Below are 18,350 nucleotides of genomic sequence, written 5' to 3' on the forward strand. Positions count from 1 at the left end.
TGTGGTGCGGCTACTTGGTGTTGAGCGTCAGCCCGTAGTACGCGAGGGCGTCGTCGAGCGGCTGGAAGTAGGAGGAGCCGGGCGAGTTGACCTGGCCGTTGCAGCGCTGGTTGCTGGGTCCGCCGGACGTCATGCCCTGGGCCTGGTCACCGGAGATGTACGCGCCTCCGCTGTCCCCTCCCTGGGTGCAGACGCTGGAGCTCGCCAGGCCGGTCACGACGGTGTCCGGGCCGCCGTTCTGGTCGGTGTAGGTGACGCTGACGTTGTACGAGCGGACCTTGCCGCAGGTCCACTTGGTGGTCTGGCCGGACTTGCAGAGCGCCGCACCGGAGGGCGCCCGCTCGCTGCCCCTGACCGGGACGGTGCCGGCCCTGCCGTACGTGGTGACGTCGAGCCCGATCGAGTTGCCGGCGTCCACGGTCGCGATACCCATGTCGACGCTGCGGGTGCCCAGCGCGAACCGGGTGTGCGTGCCCTTGGCGAACCGGGTGCCGTTGTAGGCCAGTTCCGGCAGATCCTCGATGCAGTGCCCGGCGGTCACGAGCACCTGCTTCCCGCTGCGGTCCTTGGCGCCGTAACCGACCGAGCAGAGGTAGCCGTTGAAGGTCATCCGGCTGCCGGGCGGAACGACGGCCTGGGTCTCCAGCTTCTCCTGGCCCTTCACGACGCGTACGGCGTCGCCGTTGCTCCTCGCGGCCTTGAGGAAGCTGCGGGTCGCTGCGTCGGAGTCGCCGTTGACCTCGACGGTCACGGTGTCCGAGGCGAGGTCGACGGACCACGCGGACACCCCGGCCGGGGCGCTCTTGAGCGCCTTGGCGTCGAGCTGCGCCTTGATCCGGTCGAGCTCGCTCCCGCCGCGCTCGGGAACCCGGGCCTTGAGCCCAGCGGCCCGGACGTCCTTCGCCGCCCCGGCGTCGGCGGCGTTGACGACCAGCGAACCGTCCTCGGCGAAGAAGGCCCCGAGCGTGTCGACCCGGTCCTTCCGCAGCTCCGCGAACCGGTCCTGCTGGTCCGCCTCGCGGTCCAGCCGCTCCACGGCGGCCTTCTCGCTGACACCCAGGGTCGTGGCGAGCGCCTTCACCATCTCCGGCTGGTACGCCGGAGCCGAGGGAGCCGACGGCTCCGCCGGCGCCCCGGCGTAGGCCCCTGTGGCGACTCCGGCCGACAGGAGAGCGCCGACCGAGGCGGCGACGATGTATCTGCGCGCGTTCTTCTTCCGGCTGTGCTTCACGCGATTCCTTCCGCTACGCAGGCGAGCGTCCAGACAATGGGGGGGTGGCCACACCGCGCCTGGGGAAGCGCGATGTGTTCCATGGACACTGCCTGGCGGCGATGACATGTTCCTGTCGCCGCGCCTCGAACTCTGGCGCAGCCGGAACTGCCGCGACAAGGAGCGGAGATGGGGCTCTTTTCTACAGAACTGGCCGAGAACTGTAGAGAGATCGACGAATAGCGCTGGTGCGGACCTTTGCGTCGGGACGTGCCCCCGTTCCGGAGTCCACCCCGAGCACCATTTCCCAGCAGTAGAGTTGCCCTCCGAATGAGGGGGGACGCCGGCATGAACAGAGGCCGAAGAGCCGTACTGATGTGGACGGGCCTGGCGGTCGCCGTGCTCGCGGGAGTGCTGTCCTTCCTCAGCTGGGACCGGGCCGACCAGGTGGCCGGAGTGGTCTCCGCCGTGGTGGGCGTGGCCGCCCTGGGAGTCGGCGTGTACGGGGCGCTCGGCCCGGCCCGGGGACCCGACGTGCAGGTCTCGGGCACGGGAAGGGCGCTGTCCCGTGGCGGCGGTGAGGCCAACACCGGCTTCGTCGCTCCGTCCTCCCCCACCGCGCCCGGCTCGGTGTCCGTCAGCGACACCGGCGACGCGGAAGCCGACGGGGGCAGCGCGAACACCGGATTCCGGCAAGGGTAGGCGGAGCTGTGACCGGCGGCAGGATCGGGGCGAAGGGAACGGGCGACGCGTCGGCACAAGGGGGCGCCGCTCTCTCGAACACCGGGGTCATCATCGGCCCGGTGACCCTTTCCTCTCCCCCGCGACGGCCCGCGGTGTCGGGCTATCTGCTCCAGGTCGAGCGAGTGGCGGCGGCCGACTTCCGGGGACGTGAGGCCGAGCTTTCGGAACTGGCGTCCTTCAGTACGGAGGCGCTTACCGAGGCAGGCACGGAAGACGCCTCCGAAAGGAACTACTGGCGCTGGCTGGCCCCCGCCTGGGCCGGAAAGTCCGCTCTGCTGGCGGAGTTCGTCCTGAATCCGCCGCCCGGAATCGACGTCGTCGCGTTCTTCATCACCTCCCGTATGGCGGGCCAGAACGACGCCGCCGCCTTCTGCGAGGTCGTCCAGCGCCAGCTGTACGCCCTGTTGCGGGAGGAGGAGCCGCTGAGTACGCCGGCCACACGGGACGAACAGCTGCGGCTCGCCCTGGACCGTGCGGCGGAGCGCTGCGCGACGGAGGGCCGACGGCTCGTCCTGGTGGTGGACGGGCTGGACGAGGACCACGGCGTCACCGCCGGTCCTGGCTGCCACAGCATCGCCGCGCTGCTGCCCCGAACGCTCCCGCACGGCATGCGGATCATCGTGGCGGGACGCCCACACCCACCGGTTCCGGACGACGTGCCCGGCGACCATCCGCTGCGGACCACGGAGATCAACCACTGGCTGGCGCCCTCCCCGTACGCCCAGGCGGTCCGCTGGGACGCGGAGCAGAACCTGCTGCGACTGCTCGACGGCGGCGGACTCGGGCGTGAGCTGGTCGGTCTGACGGTGGCGGCGGGCGGTGGTCTCAGCGCGAGCGACATCGCCGAACTGACCGGAAGCCGCCCCCGCCTCGTGGAACGCGAACTGTCGGCGGTGACCGGTCGCAGCTTCCGTCGCCGCTCCGTACACTGGGCGTCCCACGGCCCCGAGGTCTACCTCCTGGCCCACGAGGAGATCCAGCGCAGCGCGGCGGAGCTGATCACGGACGCCGAACTGGCTGCCTACCGCACACGGCTGCACCGATGGGCCCAGACGTACCGGCGCGCGGGCTGGCCCGCCACGACGCCCGAGTACCTGCTGCGCGGTTACGCGCAGCTCCTGCGCGAACTGGGTGACACCGGGCGGCTGGTGGAGCTGGTGTGCGACCCCGCCCGGCACGAGCGGCTGTGGCAGGTCACCGGCGCCGACCTTGAGGCGCTCAGCGAACTGTCGACCTCGCTGGACCAGTTGCCGGCACACGGCAGGCGGACCAAGGACGTGGACGTCTCCGCCGCGCTGCGCCTGGCGGCGGCCCGCGACGGACTGCACAAGCGGGCGGCTGTCCTGCCCGCCGGTCTCATCGGCCTGTGGGCCCGGCTCGGGCACACCGGCCGGGCCATCAGCCTGGCGGAATCGCAGCAGCAGTCGTACAACCGGGTGAGCGCCCTGACCGCTGTCGCCACCTGTCTCGCCGCCACCGGTCATCAGGAGCAGGCGGACGCGCTGGCGGCGGATGCGGACAGCAGCGAGGACAAGGCCCGCTTCCTGGAGGCCATCGCGAAAGGGCTGGCCGAGGCGGGCCTCTACAGCGAGGCCTTCCGGGCGGTCGCGAGGATGGAGGGTACGGACCGGCCGGCGAAGGCTCTCGTCGCGACGGTCAGACGGGCGGCCGACGACCTCGCCGCAGGCGGGCGGGGCGGGGCGGGGACGCTCACGCCGCACCTCGCCGAGGCGGTGCGGGCCGTCGCGACGGTTCGCGGCGTCGAGCAGGGCGAGCTGTACGCCGATCTGGCCTGCGCGTTCTCCCTGTTCGGGGACGACGAACGGGCGCGGGAGACGGTGGACCTGGCCGTCCGGGACCGCTCGGACGACGAAGGGGCGTTCCGGCAGGCACAGAATCTCGGCCACATAGCCGTACGTCTCGCACCGGCACCAGGTCTGGCGCAGCGCGCCGCGAGCATCGCCCGTGACGCGGCCGAGTTGGCGCACGCGATCGACGACCCCCGCAGCGTCGAGTGGCTCTTCCCTCAAGTCGCCGAGGGCCTGGCGGCGACCGGGCAGTACGAGCGCGCGGAACAGGTCGTCCGCGTCCTGCCCGATCCGGCCGACCATGACGAAGGGCTGTGCGCCGCCGCCGAGGCGGCGGCCCACGCCGGTGCCACGGGCTGGGCGCTGGAGGTCGCGGACCGCCTCATCGATCCGATCGACCGGGCCAGTGTTCTGGTCGCCGTCGGCAGGAAACTGGCGCGGTCCGCCGACCCCGCGGAAACCGAGCAACTCGCCCGGCGGATTCTCACGGTGATCGACGACGTGTACGCCCAGGTGTGGCAGGTGGGACTCCTGACCAACACGTCGGAGTTCCTCCTCCAGGCCGGCGCGAGGGAACAGGCCGAGGCCGTGGCGGCCACGGCGACGGTTCTCGCCCGGAACCGTACGGCGCCCCGGGGCAGCGTGACCGCGCAGATCGCCGTCGCCAGGGCCCTGGTGGCGGCGGGCGCCGAGGCCGAGGCACACCGGCTCGTCGACTGGGCGACCGAGTCGGCCGAAGCGGAGGACGGGTATGCCCGGCTGCTGCGTCTGGTCGACGTGGCGGGCGGGCTGCACGCGATCGGCCAGGACGACCACATGGTGACCATGCTGTCCGCACTGCTCGAAGAAGCTCGGGAGGGAGCGCACCACTCGGAACACGCGGAATCCCAGCTGCACGTGGCCGAGGCTTTCAGCGCAACAGGCCACCCCGACCTGGCGAGGAAGGTGGCCCAGGAACTCCTGGACGGCGCGGCCGCCCTGGACAGCGCGTACCAGCAGGCGTGGAACAGGTACAGCGCGGCCGGCGCCTATCTGGCGGCCGGGGACTTCGACAAGGCCTTGGCTCTCACCGACTCCCTGCCGGACGACGTGGTGGCGGATTTCCGCTCCGGTGTCGTGGAAAAGCTGGTGGCGGCCGGCGAATACGCGTGGGCGGAGCGGCTCGCCGAGGAGTTGGCAGGCACCGTCGAAGGCGATCGCAGCCTCATGCACATCGCGGCGGGCATGGCGGGCAGAGGTGACGTCCCCGGCGCGGTCGCCCTGCTCGACGAGATCCCCGTACCCGGCCTGCGCGACAAGACCATGGAGAAGATCGTCGGCGCATCGGCCCGGACGGACGCGCCGAACGAAGCCCGCGCCCTGGCCGACGCCATCACCGACCCGGACCACCGGAGCAAGGCCCTCGCGGCCATCGCCCGCGCCCACGGCCCCACCCCGGAGGGCCGCGTCCTGCTCGTCGAAGCACTGGCGCTGGGCCCCTGGGACCAGTTGGTCGAGGCCATCGCCGGGGTGGCCCCGGAGTATCTGCTCCTGCTGGCGGACCTGTCCCGGAACAATCACTAGTCTCCTGAGTCAGGAATTCTGTTCAGATATGAGGCGAGGCGTGCCCCGGGCGCACGGGGGCTGCGCGGTGAGCCGGCGGCGGGCCCCGGCCCGTAGTCAGCCTTGAATCCGCTCGGACCGTCTGCGAGGTGGGCCGCCATGCACCCGGCGGCCCGACTCTCGCACGGGCAGGAGCCGAAACGACGAAATCCCGCCCGGTCTTTCGACCGGACGGGATCTCATGACGTTCTTGAGAGCTACTCAAGAACTGTCGTGTGTGGACCTGTGGGGATTTGAACCCCAGACCCCCTCGATGCGAACGAGGTGCGCTACCAGACTGCGCCACAGGCCCTTGCGACGTGTGAAACTCTAGCACCCTCATGGGGGTGCTTGGAAATCCGTTCCTCCGCTGGTCAGCGGTGTCGGGTTTCCCGGAGCACCGTGGGCCCCGGACCCCCGGGACCCGCCCGCCTCACTCGTTGGCCGCACGCGGCCGGTCCTCGTCGTCGTACTGGTCGAAGAGCGGGGTCCGGCCCCGGTCGCGGTTGCGGCGGGGCTGGTTCGTGCGCCGGCGTGGGGCCGGGTCGACCGCGGGGGCCGTGGGGTGCGAGGTGCCCGTCTGGGTGGGCTCGGCGGTGCTGGAGCGGGCCGCGCTCCAGGTCTCCGGGTCGCCGACCTCCACGCCGCCCGTGGCCCGGGGGGCGACGGGCGCCGTGACGTAAGTGGGCAGCGGCACGGGGACGGGCTCCCAGCTGTCGCCCTGGACGCGGTCGCGCTCGCGCTGCTGGTCCACCCACTCCGCGTGGTCCGTCTGCTCGACGAGTGCGCGGCGGCCGGCCTCCTGGGGGGAGACGGTGGGCGTCGGCTCCGGCGCCGGGTGGTGCGCTTCGGAGTCGTCGTCGGGCTCGGCGGGGGCGGGGGCCGCGGGCTGGTGCCTGCGGGGGCGGTTCTCGCGCAGTCGCTGGGCCGCGGCCTCGGCCCGGCGGCGGTCCATCGTGAAGGCGAACCGCCGGCGCTCCTGGGCGCGCAGATGCACGATGTACGTACTCAGCAGCACGGCAGGCGCGGCGGGGGCCCACAGGAAGCCGAGACCGCCGACCGCCGCGACGACCGCTCCGAGAGTGAAGGCCAGGAAGAGGACGACGGTGGTCCGCCTGCGCCGTGCCAGGACCTGGGAGCGCTGGGCGCGCCGGGCACGCTCGGCGTCGGCCGCGCCGGAGCCGGGGCGTCGCCGGGCGGGGGGCACCTGCTCCGCCGGGCGCTCACCGGACCGGCGTTCGTGCGACTGGCGGTCCGGCGGCTGGTGCCCCGCTCGCCGGTCGTGCGCCGGGCGGTCGGAGGCCTGGTGGTCCGGGGCACGCTCGGGCGCGTGCGCCGGATCGGTCAGCCGGGCTTCCGTGTGCGCCGGAGGCGCGGCAAAGGCCCGGACGTCCACGGATTCCATACGGTCCGTTTCCCGGTCCGGGTCGACGTCGGGCGCCGCCTCCTCAGCGGTGCGCTCCCGCAGCTCCTTGGCGTACCGGCGCTCCATCGCCGCCCGTCCGGACAGCAGCCGGATGGCGGTGCTGAAGCGTTCCGTCGGACGTGCTTCGTTGAGCTCGTCCTGCCTGCGGAGCCACATCGGCACCAAGTAGGCGGCCCAGGCCCCGACGATGACTGCGTAGATGAGGCCGCTGCTGCTCACGCTCACACCGTAGAGGGGTTTGCGCGGAAGGATCCGCCAATTGGCCCGGTGTGTCGCACGATCCGGCTGATATCACGGACTTTTTTTGTGATGGTTCGGCTCAACAGTCGCCGATAGCTCGACGCCATAGGGTCACCCGCCGATCAAATTCGAACACTTATTGCATTTCATCGGACACCCCGGGGCCACGCGGCGGCGCGGGGCGCGACCGGCGCCAGCGCCGGAGCATCCCCTCGGGCACTTCCTCGGCGGTGAGGGCGAAGATCAGATGATCGCGCCAGGCGCCGTCGATGTGGAGATAGCGCGGGCGTACGCCCTCGGAACGGAATCCGAGTTTCTCCACCACCCTGCGGCTGGGCCCGTTCTCCGGGCGAATGCAGACCTCGATGCGGTGCAGGCCCACGGCGCGGAAGCAGTGGTCCACCGCGAGTGCCACGGCCGTCGGCATGACCCCGCGCCCGGCGACGCCCCGGTCGACCCAGTACCCGATGTGACCGGAGCACATCGACCCCCAGGTGATCCCCGCGACCGTGAGCTGGCCGACCAGTCGGCCCTCGTACTCGATGGCGAACGGCAGCATCCGCCCCGCGTTCGCCTCGGCCCGCAGGTGGCGGACCATCTGCCGGTACGTGGGGCGCCGCGCCATCGGACCGCCGGGGGCGGGCGGCGGAACGGTCGCCTCCCAGGGGCGCAGCCAGTCGCGATTGCGCCGGTTGACCTCGCGCCACATCCGCTGGTCACGCATCTTCATCGGGCGCAGGACGATCTCGCCGTCAGTCAGCGTCACCGGCCAGGTCGCGTTGTTCAGCTCGGGCTCCCCGGTCGGGGGTGGTCGCCGCCGCGGAGCTGGTCGACGGCGTGCACCAGGAGCCGGCCGAGGACCGCGAGCCCGTCCTTCACCCCGCCGGTGGAGCCGGGGAGGTTGACGATCAGGGTGCGGGAGGCCACGCCCGCCAGGCCCCGGGAGAGGGCGGCGGTCGGGACCTTGGCCAGGCCCTCGGCCCGGATCGCCTCCGGGATGCCGGGGATCTCCCGGTCGAGGACGCGACGGGTGGCCTCGGGCGTGGCGTCGGTGGGCGAGATGCCCGTACCGCCGGTGGTGACGATCACGTCGTATCCCGCGGCGACGCCCGCGCGCAGGGCCGCCTCGACCGGGTCGCCGTCGGGGACGACCTGCGGGCCGTCGACCGTGAAGCCGAGGCCGGACAGCGCTTCGGCGATCAGCGGGCCGCCCCTGTCCGCGTACACCCCGGCGGAGGCCCGGTTGGAGGCGGTGACGACGAGAGCGGTGTACGGGGAGGGGAGGCCGGCGCCGGTGGGCTCGGCCGCCTCCTGCTCGTGGCCGCCGGGGGCGCCCGGCCCGGGGGGCGTCACGTGCCCGTTCCCTCCGGCGCGGTGCGCCGGTAGTCGCCGGACTTGCCGCCCGACTTCGTCTCGACCCGTACGTCGGTGATGACCGCGCTCTTGTCGACGGCCTTGATCATGTCGATCACCGTGAGCGCCGCGACGGAGACCGCGGTCAGGGCCTCCATCTCGACGCCGGTGCGGTCCGTCGTCTTCACGGTGGCCGTGATCTCCACCGCGTCGTCGGCCACGCTCAGGTCCACCTTCACGCCGGAGACGGCCAGCGGATGGCAGAGCGGGATCAGCTCCGGGGTGCGCTTGGCACCCATGATCCCGGCGATCCGGGCGGTGGCGAGGGCGTCGCCCTTGGGGACTCCCTCGCCGCGCAGCAGCTCGATCACGCGCGGCGAGACCAGCACCCGGCCGGAGGCGCGGGCGACGCGGGTGGTGACGTCCTTCTCCGACACGTCGACCATGCGGGCCGCGCCCGCCTCGTCGATGTGCGTCAGCCTGTTCTGCGTACTCAACTCACTCCGCCTAGCGGTAGGGGTGCCGGTCACGCCTCGGGGAACCGGAGGGGGGTCCCCCGGAAGGCACGGCGGCAGATACCGTACCGCCACCGGGCGGCGGTCAGCCGAGCAGGATCACGTCCGTCTCCGTGCCGGGCTCCACCGAGGTGACGTCCTCGCCCACCACGATCAGCGCGTCCGCCTGCGCGAGCGCGGCGATCAGATGCGAACCGGAACCGCCGACCGGGGTGACCGTGCCCGCCTCCGTGTCGTGACGGCCGCGCAGGAACTGGCGGCGTCCGCCCGGCGACGTGAGCGCCTTGTCGGCGCTCAGCCGGGCGCGGACGGTGGGGCGGTGCACGTCGGTGAGGCCCATCAGGGCACGGATGGCGGGGCGGACGAACAGCTCGAAGGAGACGTAGGCGGAGACCGGGTTGCCCGGCAGGGCCAGCAGCGGGGTGTGGTCCGGGCCGATCGAGCCGAAGCCCTGCGGCTTGCCGGGCTGCATGGCGAGCTTGCGGAACTCGACCCCGCCGCCCGCCTCGTCCTCGTCCCCGACGGAGGAGAGCGCCTCCTTGACCACGTCGTACGCGCCGACACTGACACCGCCCGTGGTGACGACCATGTCCGCGCGGATCAGCTGGTCCTCGATCGTGGCGCGCAGTGTCTCGGCGTCGTCGGCCACCGCGCCGACCCGGTAGGCGATGGCTCCGGCGTCCCGGGCGGCGGCCGTCAGCGCGAAGCTGTTGGAGTCGTAGATCTGGCCGCCGGTCAGCTGCTCGCCGGGCTGGACCAGTTCGCTGCCGGTGGACAGGACGACCACGCGGGGGCGGGGCCGTACGACCACGGTGGCGCAGCCGATCGCCGCGAGCAGCCCGATCTGCGGCGGGCCGACGACCGAGCCGGCGGCCAGGGCCAGATCGCCCGGCTTGACGTCGCTGCCGCGCTCGCGCACATGGGCGCCTGCCACAACGGGCCGGTGCACCCTGACCTCGCCGGTGGCGCCCTCGGGCGCGTCGCTGTGGGCGCGCATGGCGGCGGCCGGGCCCTCGCCCGTACCGCCGTCGGTCCACTCGACCGGGACCACGGCCTCCGCACCGGCGGGCAGCGGCGCGCCCGTCATGATGCGGGCGGCCTGTCCCGGTCCCACGACCTGGTCGTCGGCCAGCCCCGCACTGCCCGCGGCGACGTCGCCGATGACGGTGAGGACCGCGGGGAACTCCTCGCTGGCGCCCTCGACATCGGCGATCCGGACCGCGTAACCGTCCATGGAGCTGTTGTCGAACGGCGGCAGGGCCACCTCCACGACGACGTCCCTGACGAGGACGCAGCCCTGGGCGTCGGGCAGCTGCAGCTCGATGGGCTCCAGCGGCCTCACCGCGTCGAGGATGTCGTCCAGGTGCTCGTCCACCGACCAGATCGTGCTGCTCACGGCGTTACATCTCCTCAGCGACGTACTTGCGCAGCCAGGTCCGGAAGTCCGGCCCCAGGTCTTCACGTTCGCACGCCAGTCTGACAATGGTGCGCAGGTAGTCGCTGCGGTCGCCGGTGTCATAGCGGCGGCCCTTGAAGACGACGCCGTGCACGGGGCCGCCGATCTTCTCGTCCGCGGCGAGCACCTGGAGCGCGTCGGTGAGCTGGATCTCACCGCCGCGGCCCGGCTCGGTGTGCCTCAGCACGTCGAAAACGGCCGGGTCCAGGACGTACCTGCCGATGATGGCGAGGTTGCTGGGGGCGTCGGCCGGGTCCGGCTTCTCGACCAGGTCCGTGATGCGGACCACGTCGCTGTCGACCGTGGCGTCCGCGGCCGCGCAGCCGTAGAGGTGGACCTGCGAGGGGTCGACCTCCATCAGCGCGATGACGCTGCCGCCCTCACGCTCCTGGACCTCGACCATCCGGGCCAGCAGCGCGTCGCGCGGGTCGATCAGGTCGTCGCCGAGCAGCACCGCGAAGGGCTGGTCGCCCACGTGCGGGGCGGCGCACAGCACGGCATGCCCGAGGCCGCGGGGGTCGCCCTGTCGCACGTAGTGCATGGTGGCCAGGTCGCTGGACTGCTGGACCTTGGCGAGGCGGTCGGCGTCACCCTTGCGGGTGAGCGCGGACTCCAACTCGTAGTTGCGGTCGAAGTGGTCCTCAAGGGGACGCTTGTTACGGCCGGTGATCATCAGCACGTCCGAGAGACCCGCTGCCACGGCTTCTTCGACGACATACTGGATGGCCGGCTTGTCGACGACAGGCAGCATCTCTTTGGGAGTGGCCTTCGTGGCGGGCAGGAACCGGGTGCCGAGACCTGCTGCCGGGATGACAGCCTTGCTGATCCTGGGGGGCGACTGAGTCATGTGCAGACCTTAACGGCCACACACGTCCAGAAGCTGATATTCCGGTTAACTTCGTACTCAAATATGCCCATACGAGAATCGTGCGAGCCGCCATTGAATACCGACCAACCCGACAAGGCGTCCGACCAACCCGGAGAAGCGTCCGCGAAGAGCACCCTGCGGCGCGAACTGCTCGCCGCGCGCGCCCTCCTGACGGAGGAGGACGTCGCCCGGACCGCCACGGTTCTCGCCGAAGCGGCGCTGCGCCTGCCCGAACTGGCCGACGCCGGTACGGTCGCCGCGTACGTCTCCGTGGGGCGTGAACCGGGCACCCGCGCCCTCCTGGAGTCCCTGCGCGGGCGCGGCGTCCGAGTGCTGCTGCCGGTCCTCCTGGCCGACAACGACCTGGACTGGGCGGCCTACGAGGGCCCGGAGCACCTGCTCCCGGCCGGGCGGGGGCTCCTTGAGCCGGGCGGCCCGCGCCTGGGCCCCGCCGCCGTCCTGGAAGCCGACGCGGTGCTGCTGCCCGGCCTCGCGGCGGACGGGAGCGGGATGCGGCTGGGGCGGGGCGGCGGGAGCTACGACCGGGTGCTGTCCCGGCTGACGGCCGCCGGGGCGCACCCTTCGCTCGTCGTGCTGCTGTACGACGCCGAGGTGGTCGCGCGGGTCCCCTCGGAACCGCACGACCGGCCCGTGGACGCGGTGGTCACGCCGGCCGGAGTACGGCGCTTCGCTTCATGAATCGCCCTGCACACCGAAGCCCCCTTCCAGCTCACGCGTGAGCTGGAAGGGGGCTTCCGTAAGCCCTACGGTTTCAGCGTCAGCGTGTCGACGGTGGAGGCGTCGACCGCGTCCGTCCCGAAGGACCAGTCGAGCAGTTCGCCGTCGACCCACTTGTCGGTCTGGTCGGTGTAGTGCGCGTTGAACGCGTGCCCGGATGCTCCGCTGAGGTTGATCCAGCGGGACTTGTCCCAGTCCCCCACGTTGACGACCATCCGCATCGACGGCACCCAGACGACGTCGTATCCGCCCGCCGCGTTCCAGCCGGTGGCGTTGACCGCCGCCTCGCCGCCGCCGAGGTTCCAGGGGCCCCGGTTGAGCGCCCGCTGGAGCAGGCCGGGGCCTTCGACGCCGAGGGTCTGGTTCTTCAGCGTCAGCCGGTGCAGCCGGCCCCAACTCCAAGTGGAGATGTTCTTGCCGAGCTTGGCGGTCAGCTCCCAGCGGGCGTCCTCCATCGCACGGGCGAACAGGTCGTCCCGGCTCTCCAGGGCCTCCTCGCGACCCCGGGCAGGGGCCTTCCACCACGCGTTGTCCTGGTCGTCCACGATGTCGCGGACCACCTGGAACCAGCGGTCGCCGCCGTCCGGCTGCGCGGTGTCGCCGTCGCGCTGGCCGCATTCGCGGACGAGCTTCTTCTGCTGGTCGACCGGGCCGCTGTTCTTGGCCGGCGGCACGTTGAGGCAGTCGCCCTTGACCCGCATCTCCTTGGGCAGCTTGTTGCCGAAGGCGAGCTTCAGGATGTTGCGCCAGACGCCGTTGAAGTACGCGGCGGCGGCCGAGTCGGGTTCCTGGGTGTAGTCCCAGCCCTCCAGCAGCTTCTGGGCCTCGCGGACGCTCGGGTCGGAGATGTTGATCTCCTTCAGCTTGGGCACCAGCAGCGCGGCGATCTCGCTGAAGTTGTCCATCTGCATCTTCTGCATGTCATCGGTCGAGACCTTCTCGCCGCCCTTGATCTTCTGGGTGAGGAGGTCGTTGATCCGCTGGCTGCGGGCGCCGTAGCCCCAGTCCTTGGTCAGGAGGTGGGGGTACTTCTTCTCGTCGATGACAGCCTGGTTCGCGGTGACGATGAAGCCGCGGTCCGGGTTGTACTCGTACGGCAGCTCGTCGAAGGGGATGTACCCCTTCCACGCGTACTTCGGGTCCCAGCCCGGGGCCGGGGCCGTGCCGTCGTAGCCCTCGGAGCGGACCGGGATCTTGCCGGGGGCCTGGTAGCCGATGTTGCCCTCGGTGTCGGCGTAGATGAGGTTCTGCGAGGGGACCTCGAAGTTCTCGGCGGCCGCCCGGAAGGTGGTGAAGTCCTTGGCCCGGTTGAGCGCGAAGACGGCGTCCATGGACTTGCCGGGCTCCAGCGCGGTCCACTTCAGCGCCACCGCGTAGCCGTCGGCCCGGTCGGGCGCGGCGTTGCTGACGGGGGCCTTCTGCCCGACCTTGTCCAGCTCCTTGCTGCGGTCGGAGACCAGGGGCCCGTTGTTCGTCTCACGGACCGTGATCGTCCGGTCCCTGCCGCCGGCGACCTTGATGGTCTCCTCGCGGGTCTCGAACGCCTTGGTCTTGCCGTCGTACAGGTAGCCGTCGTCGGAGACCTTCTCCAGGAAGAGGTCGGTGACGTCGGCGCCCAGGTTGGTGAGACCCCAGGCGATGTCCTGGTTGTGACCGATGATCACACCGGGCATGCCGGAGAACGTGTAGCCGGCCGTGTCGTACTGGCAGGTCTTGGAGAGCTCCCGGCAGTGCAGGCCCATCTGGTACCAGAGGGAGGGCAGCATCGGCGCGAGGTGCGGGTCGTTCGCGAGCAGCGCCTTGCTGGACGTCGTGTGCTTGCCGGAGACGACCCAGGAGTTCGAGCCGATGCCGTTGCCGTTCGGGCCGAGCAGCGCCGGGATCTCGTCGAGGGTGTCGGAGAGAGCGGAGAGCTGGGTGTTCAGGCCCCCGGTGGCGCCCTCCGGGGTCGGAGAGCCGATGCTGTCCGACGGGGTGGCCTCGGGGTCGAACTTCCCGGTGACCGGGGAGATCGCTCCCTGTTCGACGATCGGCTTGTTCTTCTTGTACGGGTAGCCGGGGTACAGGTCCTCGATCTGGTCCTTGTCGAGGCGGCTGGTCAGCAGCGAACGGTCGATCTCGTCCTGCATGTTGCCGCGCAGGTCCCAGGCCATCGCCTTCAGCCAGGCCACCGAGTCGACCGGGGTCCACTCGCCGGGCTTGTAGTCGTTGGTCAGCCCCAGAGCCGCGTACTCGACCGAGATGTCCCGGCCTTCCTTGCCCTTCAGATACGCGTTGACGCCCTCCGCGTACGACTGGAGGTTCTTCTTGGTGCTCTCGTCCAGGACCTCGTCGTACTCCTTCTGCGCCACCTTCCGCCAGCCCAGCGTGCGCAGGAAGGAATCGGTCTCCACCTGTCCGGAACCGAACATCTCGGAGAGCCGGCCGGACGTCATGTGCCGCCGGACGTCCATCTCCCAGAAGCGGTCCTGGGCCTGGACGAAGCCCTGGGCGCGGAAGAGGTCGGCATCGGAGTCCGCGTAGATCTGCGGAATTCCGTAGGAGTCGCGTTTGACCTCGACGTCGCCGCCAAGACCGTCGAGCGTCATCGACCCGGTGGTCTGCGGGTACGAGGCCCGCACGGTGGACACGGACCAGTACGCCCCGTACCCGACACCCGCGACGAGCGCCAGCACCAGGACGAGCACGATCAGGCGGGCGCGTCGCCCCTTCTTCCTGCCGGGCTTCTTCGCGTCGGAAGGGCCGGAAGAGGCGGTTGTGTTGGCGGGCATCGCTGTCCTTCGAGGGGCAGGGTGGTCCTGGGAGTGCAGGAGCAACCATAGGCGCAGCGGAGAAGCCACTCGGACGCGGTATAGGGATGCATCCATTTGCGTCTTCCTCGCACGAACACTCGAACCCGTCAAGGAACCGTTAAAGATTAGGTAAGGTAACGAAGTAACTGGCTGCCGGAGGACGATCCGGCAGGCGCACGCAGGGAAGGAACGGACCCTGACTGTCCACGCTCTCAACGAACTCCTGCTCGTCTGCTCGCTCGTCCTGCTCGTCGCCGTGGTGGCGGTGCGGATCTCGTCGCGCAGCGGGCTCCCCAGCCTGCTTCTGTATCTCGGCATCGGGATCGCCCTGGGGCAGGACGGCATCTTCGACGTCAAGTTCGACAACGCCGAGCTGACGCAGGTGTTCGGCTACGCCGCACTGGTCGTCATCCTGGCCGAGGGCGGACTCGGGGCGAAGTGGAGAGAGGTCAGACCCGTCCTGCCCGCGGCCGCGGTGATCTCGACCGTCGGGGTCGGTATCAGCGTGGGCATCACCGCCGCCGCCGCGCACTACCTGGTCGGCCTGGAATGGCGCCAGGCCCTCATCATCGGCGCGGTCGTCTCCTCGACCGACGCGGCGGCCGTCTTCTCCGTGCTGCGCAAGGTGCCCCTGCCGCCCCGGATCAACGGGGTCCTGGAGGCCGAGTCAGGCTTCAACGACGCCCCCGTCGTCATCCTGGTCGTCGCGTTCTCCGCGGTCGGCCCGGTCGAGCACTGGTACATCCTGGTCGCGGAGATCGCCATGGAGCTGGCCATCGGCGCCGCGATCGGAATCGCGGTGGGCTGGCTGGGGTCCCTGGGGCTGCGGCACGTGGCGCTGCCCGCCTCCGGCCTCTACCCGATCGCCGTGATGGCCATCGCCGTCTCCGCTTACGCGGCGGGCGCCCTGGCCCACGGCAGCGGGTTCCTCGCCGTCTACCTGGCCGCGATGATCCTCGGCAACTCCAAGCTGCCGCACTGGCCCGCCACGCGCGGCTTCGCCGACGGGCTCGGCTGGCTGGCCCAGATCGGCATGTTCGTGCTGCTCGGCCTGCTGGTCACCCCGCACGACCTGGTCGACGACTTCTGGCCCGCCATCGTCGTGGGCCTGGTGCTGACCATGGTGGCGCGGCCGCTGTCGGTCTTCCTGAGCCTCGCGCCGTTCCGGCTGCCGGCCCGCGAGAAGATCCTGATGTCCTGGGCCGGGCTGCGCGGGGCGGTGCCCATCGTCCTGGCGACCATCCCGATGGTGTCCGGGGTGGAGGGCAGTACCAAAATCTTCAACATCGTCTTCGTCCTGGTCATCGTCTACACCCTGATCCAGGGCCCGACACTGCCCTGGGTCGCGAACAAGCTGAACATCGCCGACGATCCGTCCGAAGCCGACGACCTGGGCATCGAGTCGGCCCCGCTGGAACGGCTGCGGGGGCACCTGCTGTCTGTCGCCATCCCCACGAAGTCCAAGATGCACGGCGTCGAGATCGGCGAACTCCGGCTCCCGGCCGGCGCCGCGGTCACCCTGGTGGTCCGGGAGGGCAAGAGCTTCGTGCCGGCCCCGGCGACGGTGCTGCGACGCGGGGACGAGCTGCTGGTGGTGGCCACCGACCCGGTGCGCGACAGGGCGGAGGAGCGGCTGCGGGCGGTCGGCGAGGGCGGCAAGCTGGCCGGCTGGCTGGGCACGGGCAGATCCTCCGCTTCCGACGCTCCCGGCACGGCGGGACCCCATGGCGGTTCGGCCATCCCCCAGGGGATGAAGCTGGCCAAGAAGCTCGGCGGCGCCGGTGCCCGTACCAGCGCCCACGGAAGGGGAAACGGCAGCGGAAGCGGAAGCGCAAACGGCAGCGGCAGCGGCAGCGGCACGAAAGCCAGCCTCTAAGACTCCCGAGACTCCAGAGGCTTCTGCGGTCCCCGTGAGTCCCCCTGAGCGCTCTCAGATCTCACTCTGAGCGCTCTCTGAGCGCTCTCTGAGGCGACGACCCAGGCGTGGGTCAGCGGGGCGTCGTAAATCACAGGCTGCTACGGAAGCCCTGTGCGCAATCACAGGCATACAGGGCTTTCCTGCCTGTACCATGAAGACAAACCTGATCGACCAACTCTGTCTGAAGCAGAGCTGGCGCGACCGTATGGCGGTCGTGGTGTCTCTTCGCCCGGCGTTTCTTCGCCGATTGCAGCGAGTCGCCCGGCATCTACCGCAGTTCAGCGCGAAGAGGACAGCTCTCGGCCGCTTCCGTCCGGCCCGCCCCACAAGGGCGCCGGGAAGCAGGGCTACCAGGCGGCAGAAAGGCAAGGACCGTGGCGACCACGGTCTCCGACCGCCCCGGATACGGGCAACTGCTGCGCACCCCCGGTGCGTGGACCTTCCTCCTCCCGGGCTTCGCCGCACGGCAGCCGTTCGCGATGCTCACCATCGGCATCGTCCTCCTCGTGCAGCACACGACCGGTTCGTACGGCAGCGCGGGAGCCGTCGCGGCGGTCTCCGGCGTCTCCATGGCGCTGTTCGCGCCGCAGAGCGGCAAGCTCGCCGACCGCTTCGGTCAGCGCGCCGTCCTGCTGCCCGGGGTCCTCCTCCACACCGCCTCCGTGAGCGCCCTGACCGTGCTGGCGCTGGCGGACGCACCCCTGTGGGCGCTGTTCGCCGCCGCCGTGCCGACCGGCGCCTCGATCCCGCAGATCGGCCCCATGGTGCGGGCCCGCTGGGCGGCGATGCTGGGGGCGGGCCCCGACCGGCCCGCCTCTCCGCTGATGTCCACCGCGGCCGCGTTCGAGTCGGTGACGGACGAGTTCACGTTCGTCCTCGGCCCGGTGATCGCCACCGCGCTGTGCACCGGCGTGCACCCGGCGGCCGGACTCATCACGGAAGCCGCTCTGACCCTGGTCGGCGGCCTGCTCTTCGCCGCGCAGCGCGCCACCCAGCCCGCGCCTCGCAACGCGGCCACCACGGCCGAACCGCACACCTCGGCGCTCTCCGTACCGGGCGTGCGCGTCCTGGCCGTCGTCTTCCTGGGCATCGGCGCGGTCTTCGGTGGGATGCAGGTCTCGCTGACCGCGTTCTCCGAGGAGATCGGTCACCCCGGGGTGAACGGCGTCCTCTACGGGATCTTCGCAGCGGGCAACATGCTGGCCGGCATCGCCTGCGGCGCCATCGCCTGGAAGAGCAGCCCGCGCCGTCGGCTGATCGTCGGATACGTGGCGCTGACCCTGACCGCGTCCGGCCTGTGGGCCGTGCACTCGGTGCCGCTGCTGGCCGGGCTCGGCCTGCTGGTCGGCCTCTGCATCGCTCCGGCGCTGATCAGCGGCTACACCCTGGTCGAAGCGCTGGTGCCCGCCACCGCCCGCACCGAGGCCTTCACCTGGCTGACGGGCGCCGTGGCGCTCGGGCAGGCGGCGGCCGTGACCGTGGCGGGGCAACTCGCCGACGCCCATGGCGCGAGCACCGGTTTCCTGGTGCCTCTGGCCGGAACAGCGCTGGCCCTGTTGACCCTGCTGGCCCTGCGTTCGCGGCTGTCTCCGAAGCCCTCGGGACGCACCGTGGCACGTGGGATCGGTCACCGCGAGCCGGTCACGGTGGACTGATTCAACGGAATACGTCAGTATGGAGCGTCGTTAGCACTCATTGAGT

General features: G+C 71.1%; 13 protein-coding genes and 1 tRNA gene. 5 read left to right on the forward strand and 9 right to left on the reverse strand.

Translation table 11 applies throughout. The features are described from left to right. Nucleotides 1–10 precede the first annotated feature (10 nt). Nucleotides 11–1,231 (reverse strand): S1 family peptidase, encoded by a 1,221-nt coding sequence (locus PSQ21_RS13040; RefSeq protein ID WP_274030666.1) that lies wholly within the window; start codon nt 1,229–1,231, stop codon nt 11–13. Nucleotides 1,232–1,558: 327 nt separating this feature from the next. Here PSQ21_RS13040 and PSQ21_RS13045 point away from each other — a divergent pair, with 327 nt between their 5' ends. Both PSQ21_RS13045 and PSQ21_RS13050 read left to right on the forward strand, forming a co-directional pair. Continuing rightward, nucleotides 1,559–1,912, forward strand: a complete 354-nt coding sequence (locus PSQ21_RS13045) for a hypothetical protein (RefSeq protein WP_274030667.1) — start codon at nt 1,559–1,561, stop codon at nt 1,910–1,912. Nucleotides 1,913–2,013: 101 nt separating this feature from the next. Beyond that, on the forward strand, nt 2,014–5,325 hold the full coding sequence (locus PSQ21_RS13050) for a tetratricopeptide repeat protein (RefSeq protein ID WP_274030668.1): 3,312 nt from the start codon (nt 2,014–2,016) through the stop codon (nt 5,323–5,325). A gap of 257 nt (nt 5,326–5,582) precedes the next feature. Here the strand turns inward: PSQ21_RS13050 and PSQ21_RS13055 are convergent. The 7 genes from PSQ21_RS13055 to galU all read right to left on the reverse strand — a co-directional run bounded on the left by PSQ21_RS13055 (nt 5,583) and on the right by galU (nt 11,180). Next, nucleotides 5,583–5,656, reverse strand: a tRNA-Ala gene (locus PSQ21_RS13055). A 120-nt stretch (nt 5,657–5,776) separates the two neighbouring features. Next, nucleotides 5,777–6,988 carry a divisome protein SepX/GlpR gene (gene sepX / locus PSQ21_RS13060; protein WP_274030669.1) on the reverse strand — a complete coding sequence of 404 codons (1,212 nt, stop codon included), beginning with the start codon at nt 6,986–6,988 and terminating at the stop codon, nt 5,777–5,779. Between the two features lie 157 nt (nt 6,989–7,145). After that, on the reverse strand, nt 7,146–7,775 hold the full coding sequence (locus PSQ21_RS13065; protein ID WP_274030670.1) for a GNAT family N-acetyltransferase: 630 nt from the start codon (nt 7,773–7,775) through the stop codon (nt 7,146–7,148). 17 nt (nt 7,776–7,792) lie between these two features. Next, nucleotides 7,793–8,362, reverse strand: coding sequence for a MogA/MoaB family molybdenum cofactor biosynthesis protein (locus tag PSQ21_RS13070; RefSeq protein ID WP_274030671.1), 570 nt, complete (start codon nt 8,360–8,362; stop codon nt 7,793–7,795). Continuing rightward, complete coding sequence (gene moaC / locus PSQ21_RS13075) at nt 8,359–8,859, reverse strand: cyclic pyranopterin monophosphate synthase MoaC (RefSeq protein ID WP_274030672.1); 501 nt, start codon at nt 8,857–8,859, stop codon at nt 8,359–8,361. Before moaC ends, PSQ21_RS13070 begins: the two co-directional genes overlap by 4 nt. Before the next feature lie 103 nt (nt 8,860–8,962). Then, the gene (glp, locus tag PSQ21_RS13080; protein ID WP_274030674.1) at nt 8,963–10,273 is read right to left on the reverse strand and encodes a molybdotransferase-like divisome protein Glp; all 1,311 of its coding nucleotides are present in this window, start codon (nt 10,271–10,273) and stop codon (nt 8,963–8,965) included. 4 nt (nt 10,274–10,277) lie between these two features. Next, nucleotides 10,278–11,180 carry a UTP--glucose-1-phosphate uridylyltransferase GalU gene (gene galU, locus PSQ21_RS13085; protein ID WP_274030675.1) on the reverse strand — a complete coding sequence of 301 codons (903 nt, stop codon included), beginning with the start codon at nt 11,178–11,180 and terminating at the stop codon, nt 10,278–10,280. A gap of 63 nt (nt 11,181–11,243) precedes the next feature. Between galU and PSQ21_RS13090 the strand changes: the two genes are divergently transcribed. Further along, nucleotides 11,244–11,900 (forward strand): 5-formyltetrahydrofolate cyclo-ligase, encoded by a 657-nt coding sequence (locus tag PSQ21_RS13090; RefSeq protein WP_443334384.1) that lies wholly within the window; start codon nt 11,244–11,246, stop codon nt 11,898–11,900. A gap of 65 nt (nt 11,901–11,965) precedes the next feature. Here the strand turns inward: PSQ21_RS13090 and PSQ21_RS13095 are convergent, their stop codons facing one another. Further along, nucleotides 11,966–14,710 carry a penicillin acylase family protein gene (locus PSQ21_RS13095; RefSeq protein WP_274030677.1) on the reverse strand — a complete coding sequence of 915 codons (2,745 nt, stop codon included), beginning with the start codon at nt 14,708–14,710 and terminating at the stop codon, nt 11,966–11,968. A gap of 277 nt (nt 14,711–14,987) precedes the next feature. Between PSQ21_RS13095 and PSQ21_RS13100 the strand changes: the two genes are divergently transcribed. Continuing rightward, on the forward strand, nt 14,988–16,607 hold the full coding sequence (locus PSQ21_RS13100) for a potassium/proton antiporter (protein WP_443334385.1): 1,620 nt from the start codon (nt 14,988–14,990) through the stop codon (nt 16,605–16,607). A gap of 416 nt (nt 16,608–17,023) precedes the next feature. Continuing rightward, a complete protein-coding gene (locus tag PSQ21_RS13105; protein ID WP_274030678.1) occupies nt 17,024–18,304 on the forward strand; it encodes an MFS transporter in 1,281 nt (426 codons plus the stop codon). The last annotated feature ends 46 nt before the right edge of the window (nt 18,305–18,350 follow it).

This window comes from Streptomyces sp. MMBL 11-1 (assembly GCF_028622875.1).
In the GTDB taxonomy this organism is placed as follows: Bacteria; Actinomycetota; Actinomycetes; order Streptomycetales; family Streptomycetaceae; genus Streptomyces.

Bases quoted from the DNA above. Each gene is read 5' to 3' on its own strand.
- PSQ21_RS13045 (WP_274030667.1), top strand. From the start codon at position 1,559: ATGAACAGAGGCCGAAGAGCCGTACTGATGTGGACGGGCCTGGCGGTC.
- galU (WP_274030675.1), bottom strand. From the start codon at position 11,180: ATGACTCAGTCGCCCCCCAGGATCAGCAAGGCTGTCATCCCGGCAGCA.
- PSQ21_RS13090 (WP_443334384.1), top strand. From the start codon at position 11,244: ATGCCCATACGAGAATCGTGCGAGCCGCCATTGAATACCGACCAACCC.
- PSQ21_RS13095 (WP_274030677.1), bottom strand. From the start codon at position 14,710: ATGCCCGCCAACACAACCGCCTCTTCCGGCCCTTCCGACGCGAAGAAG.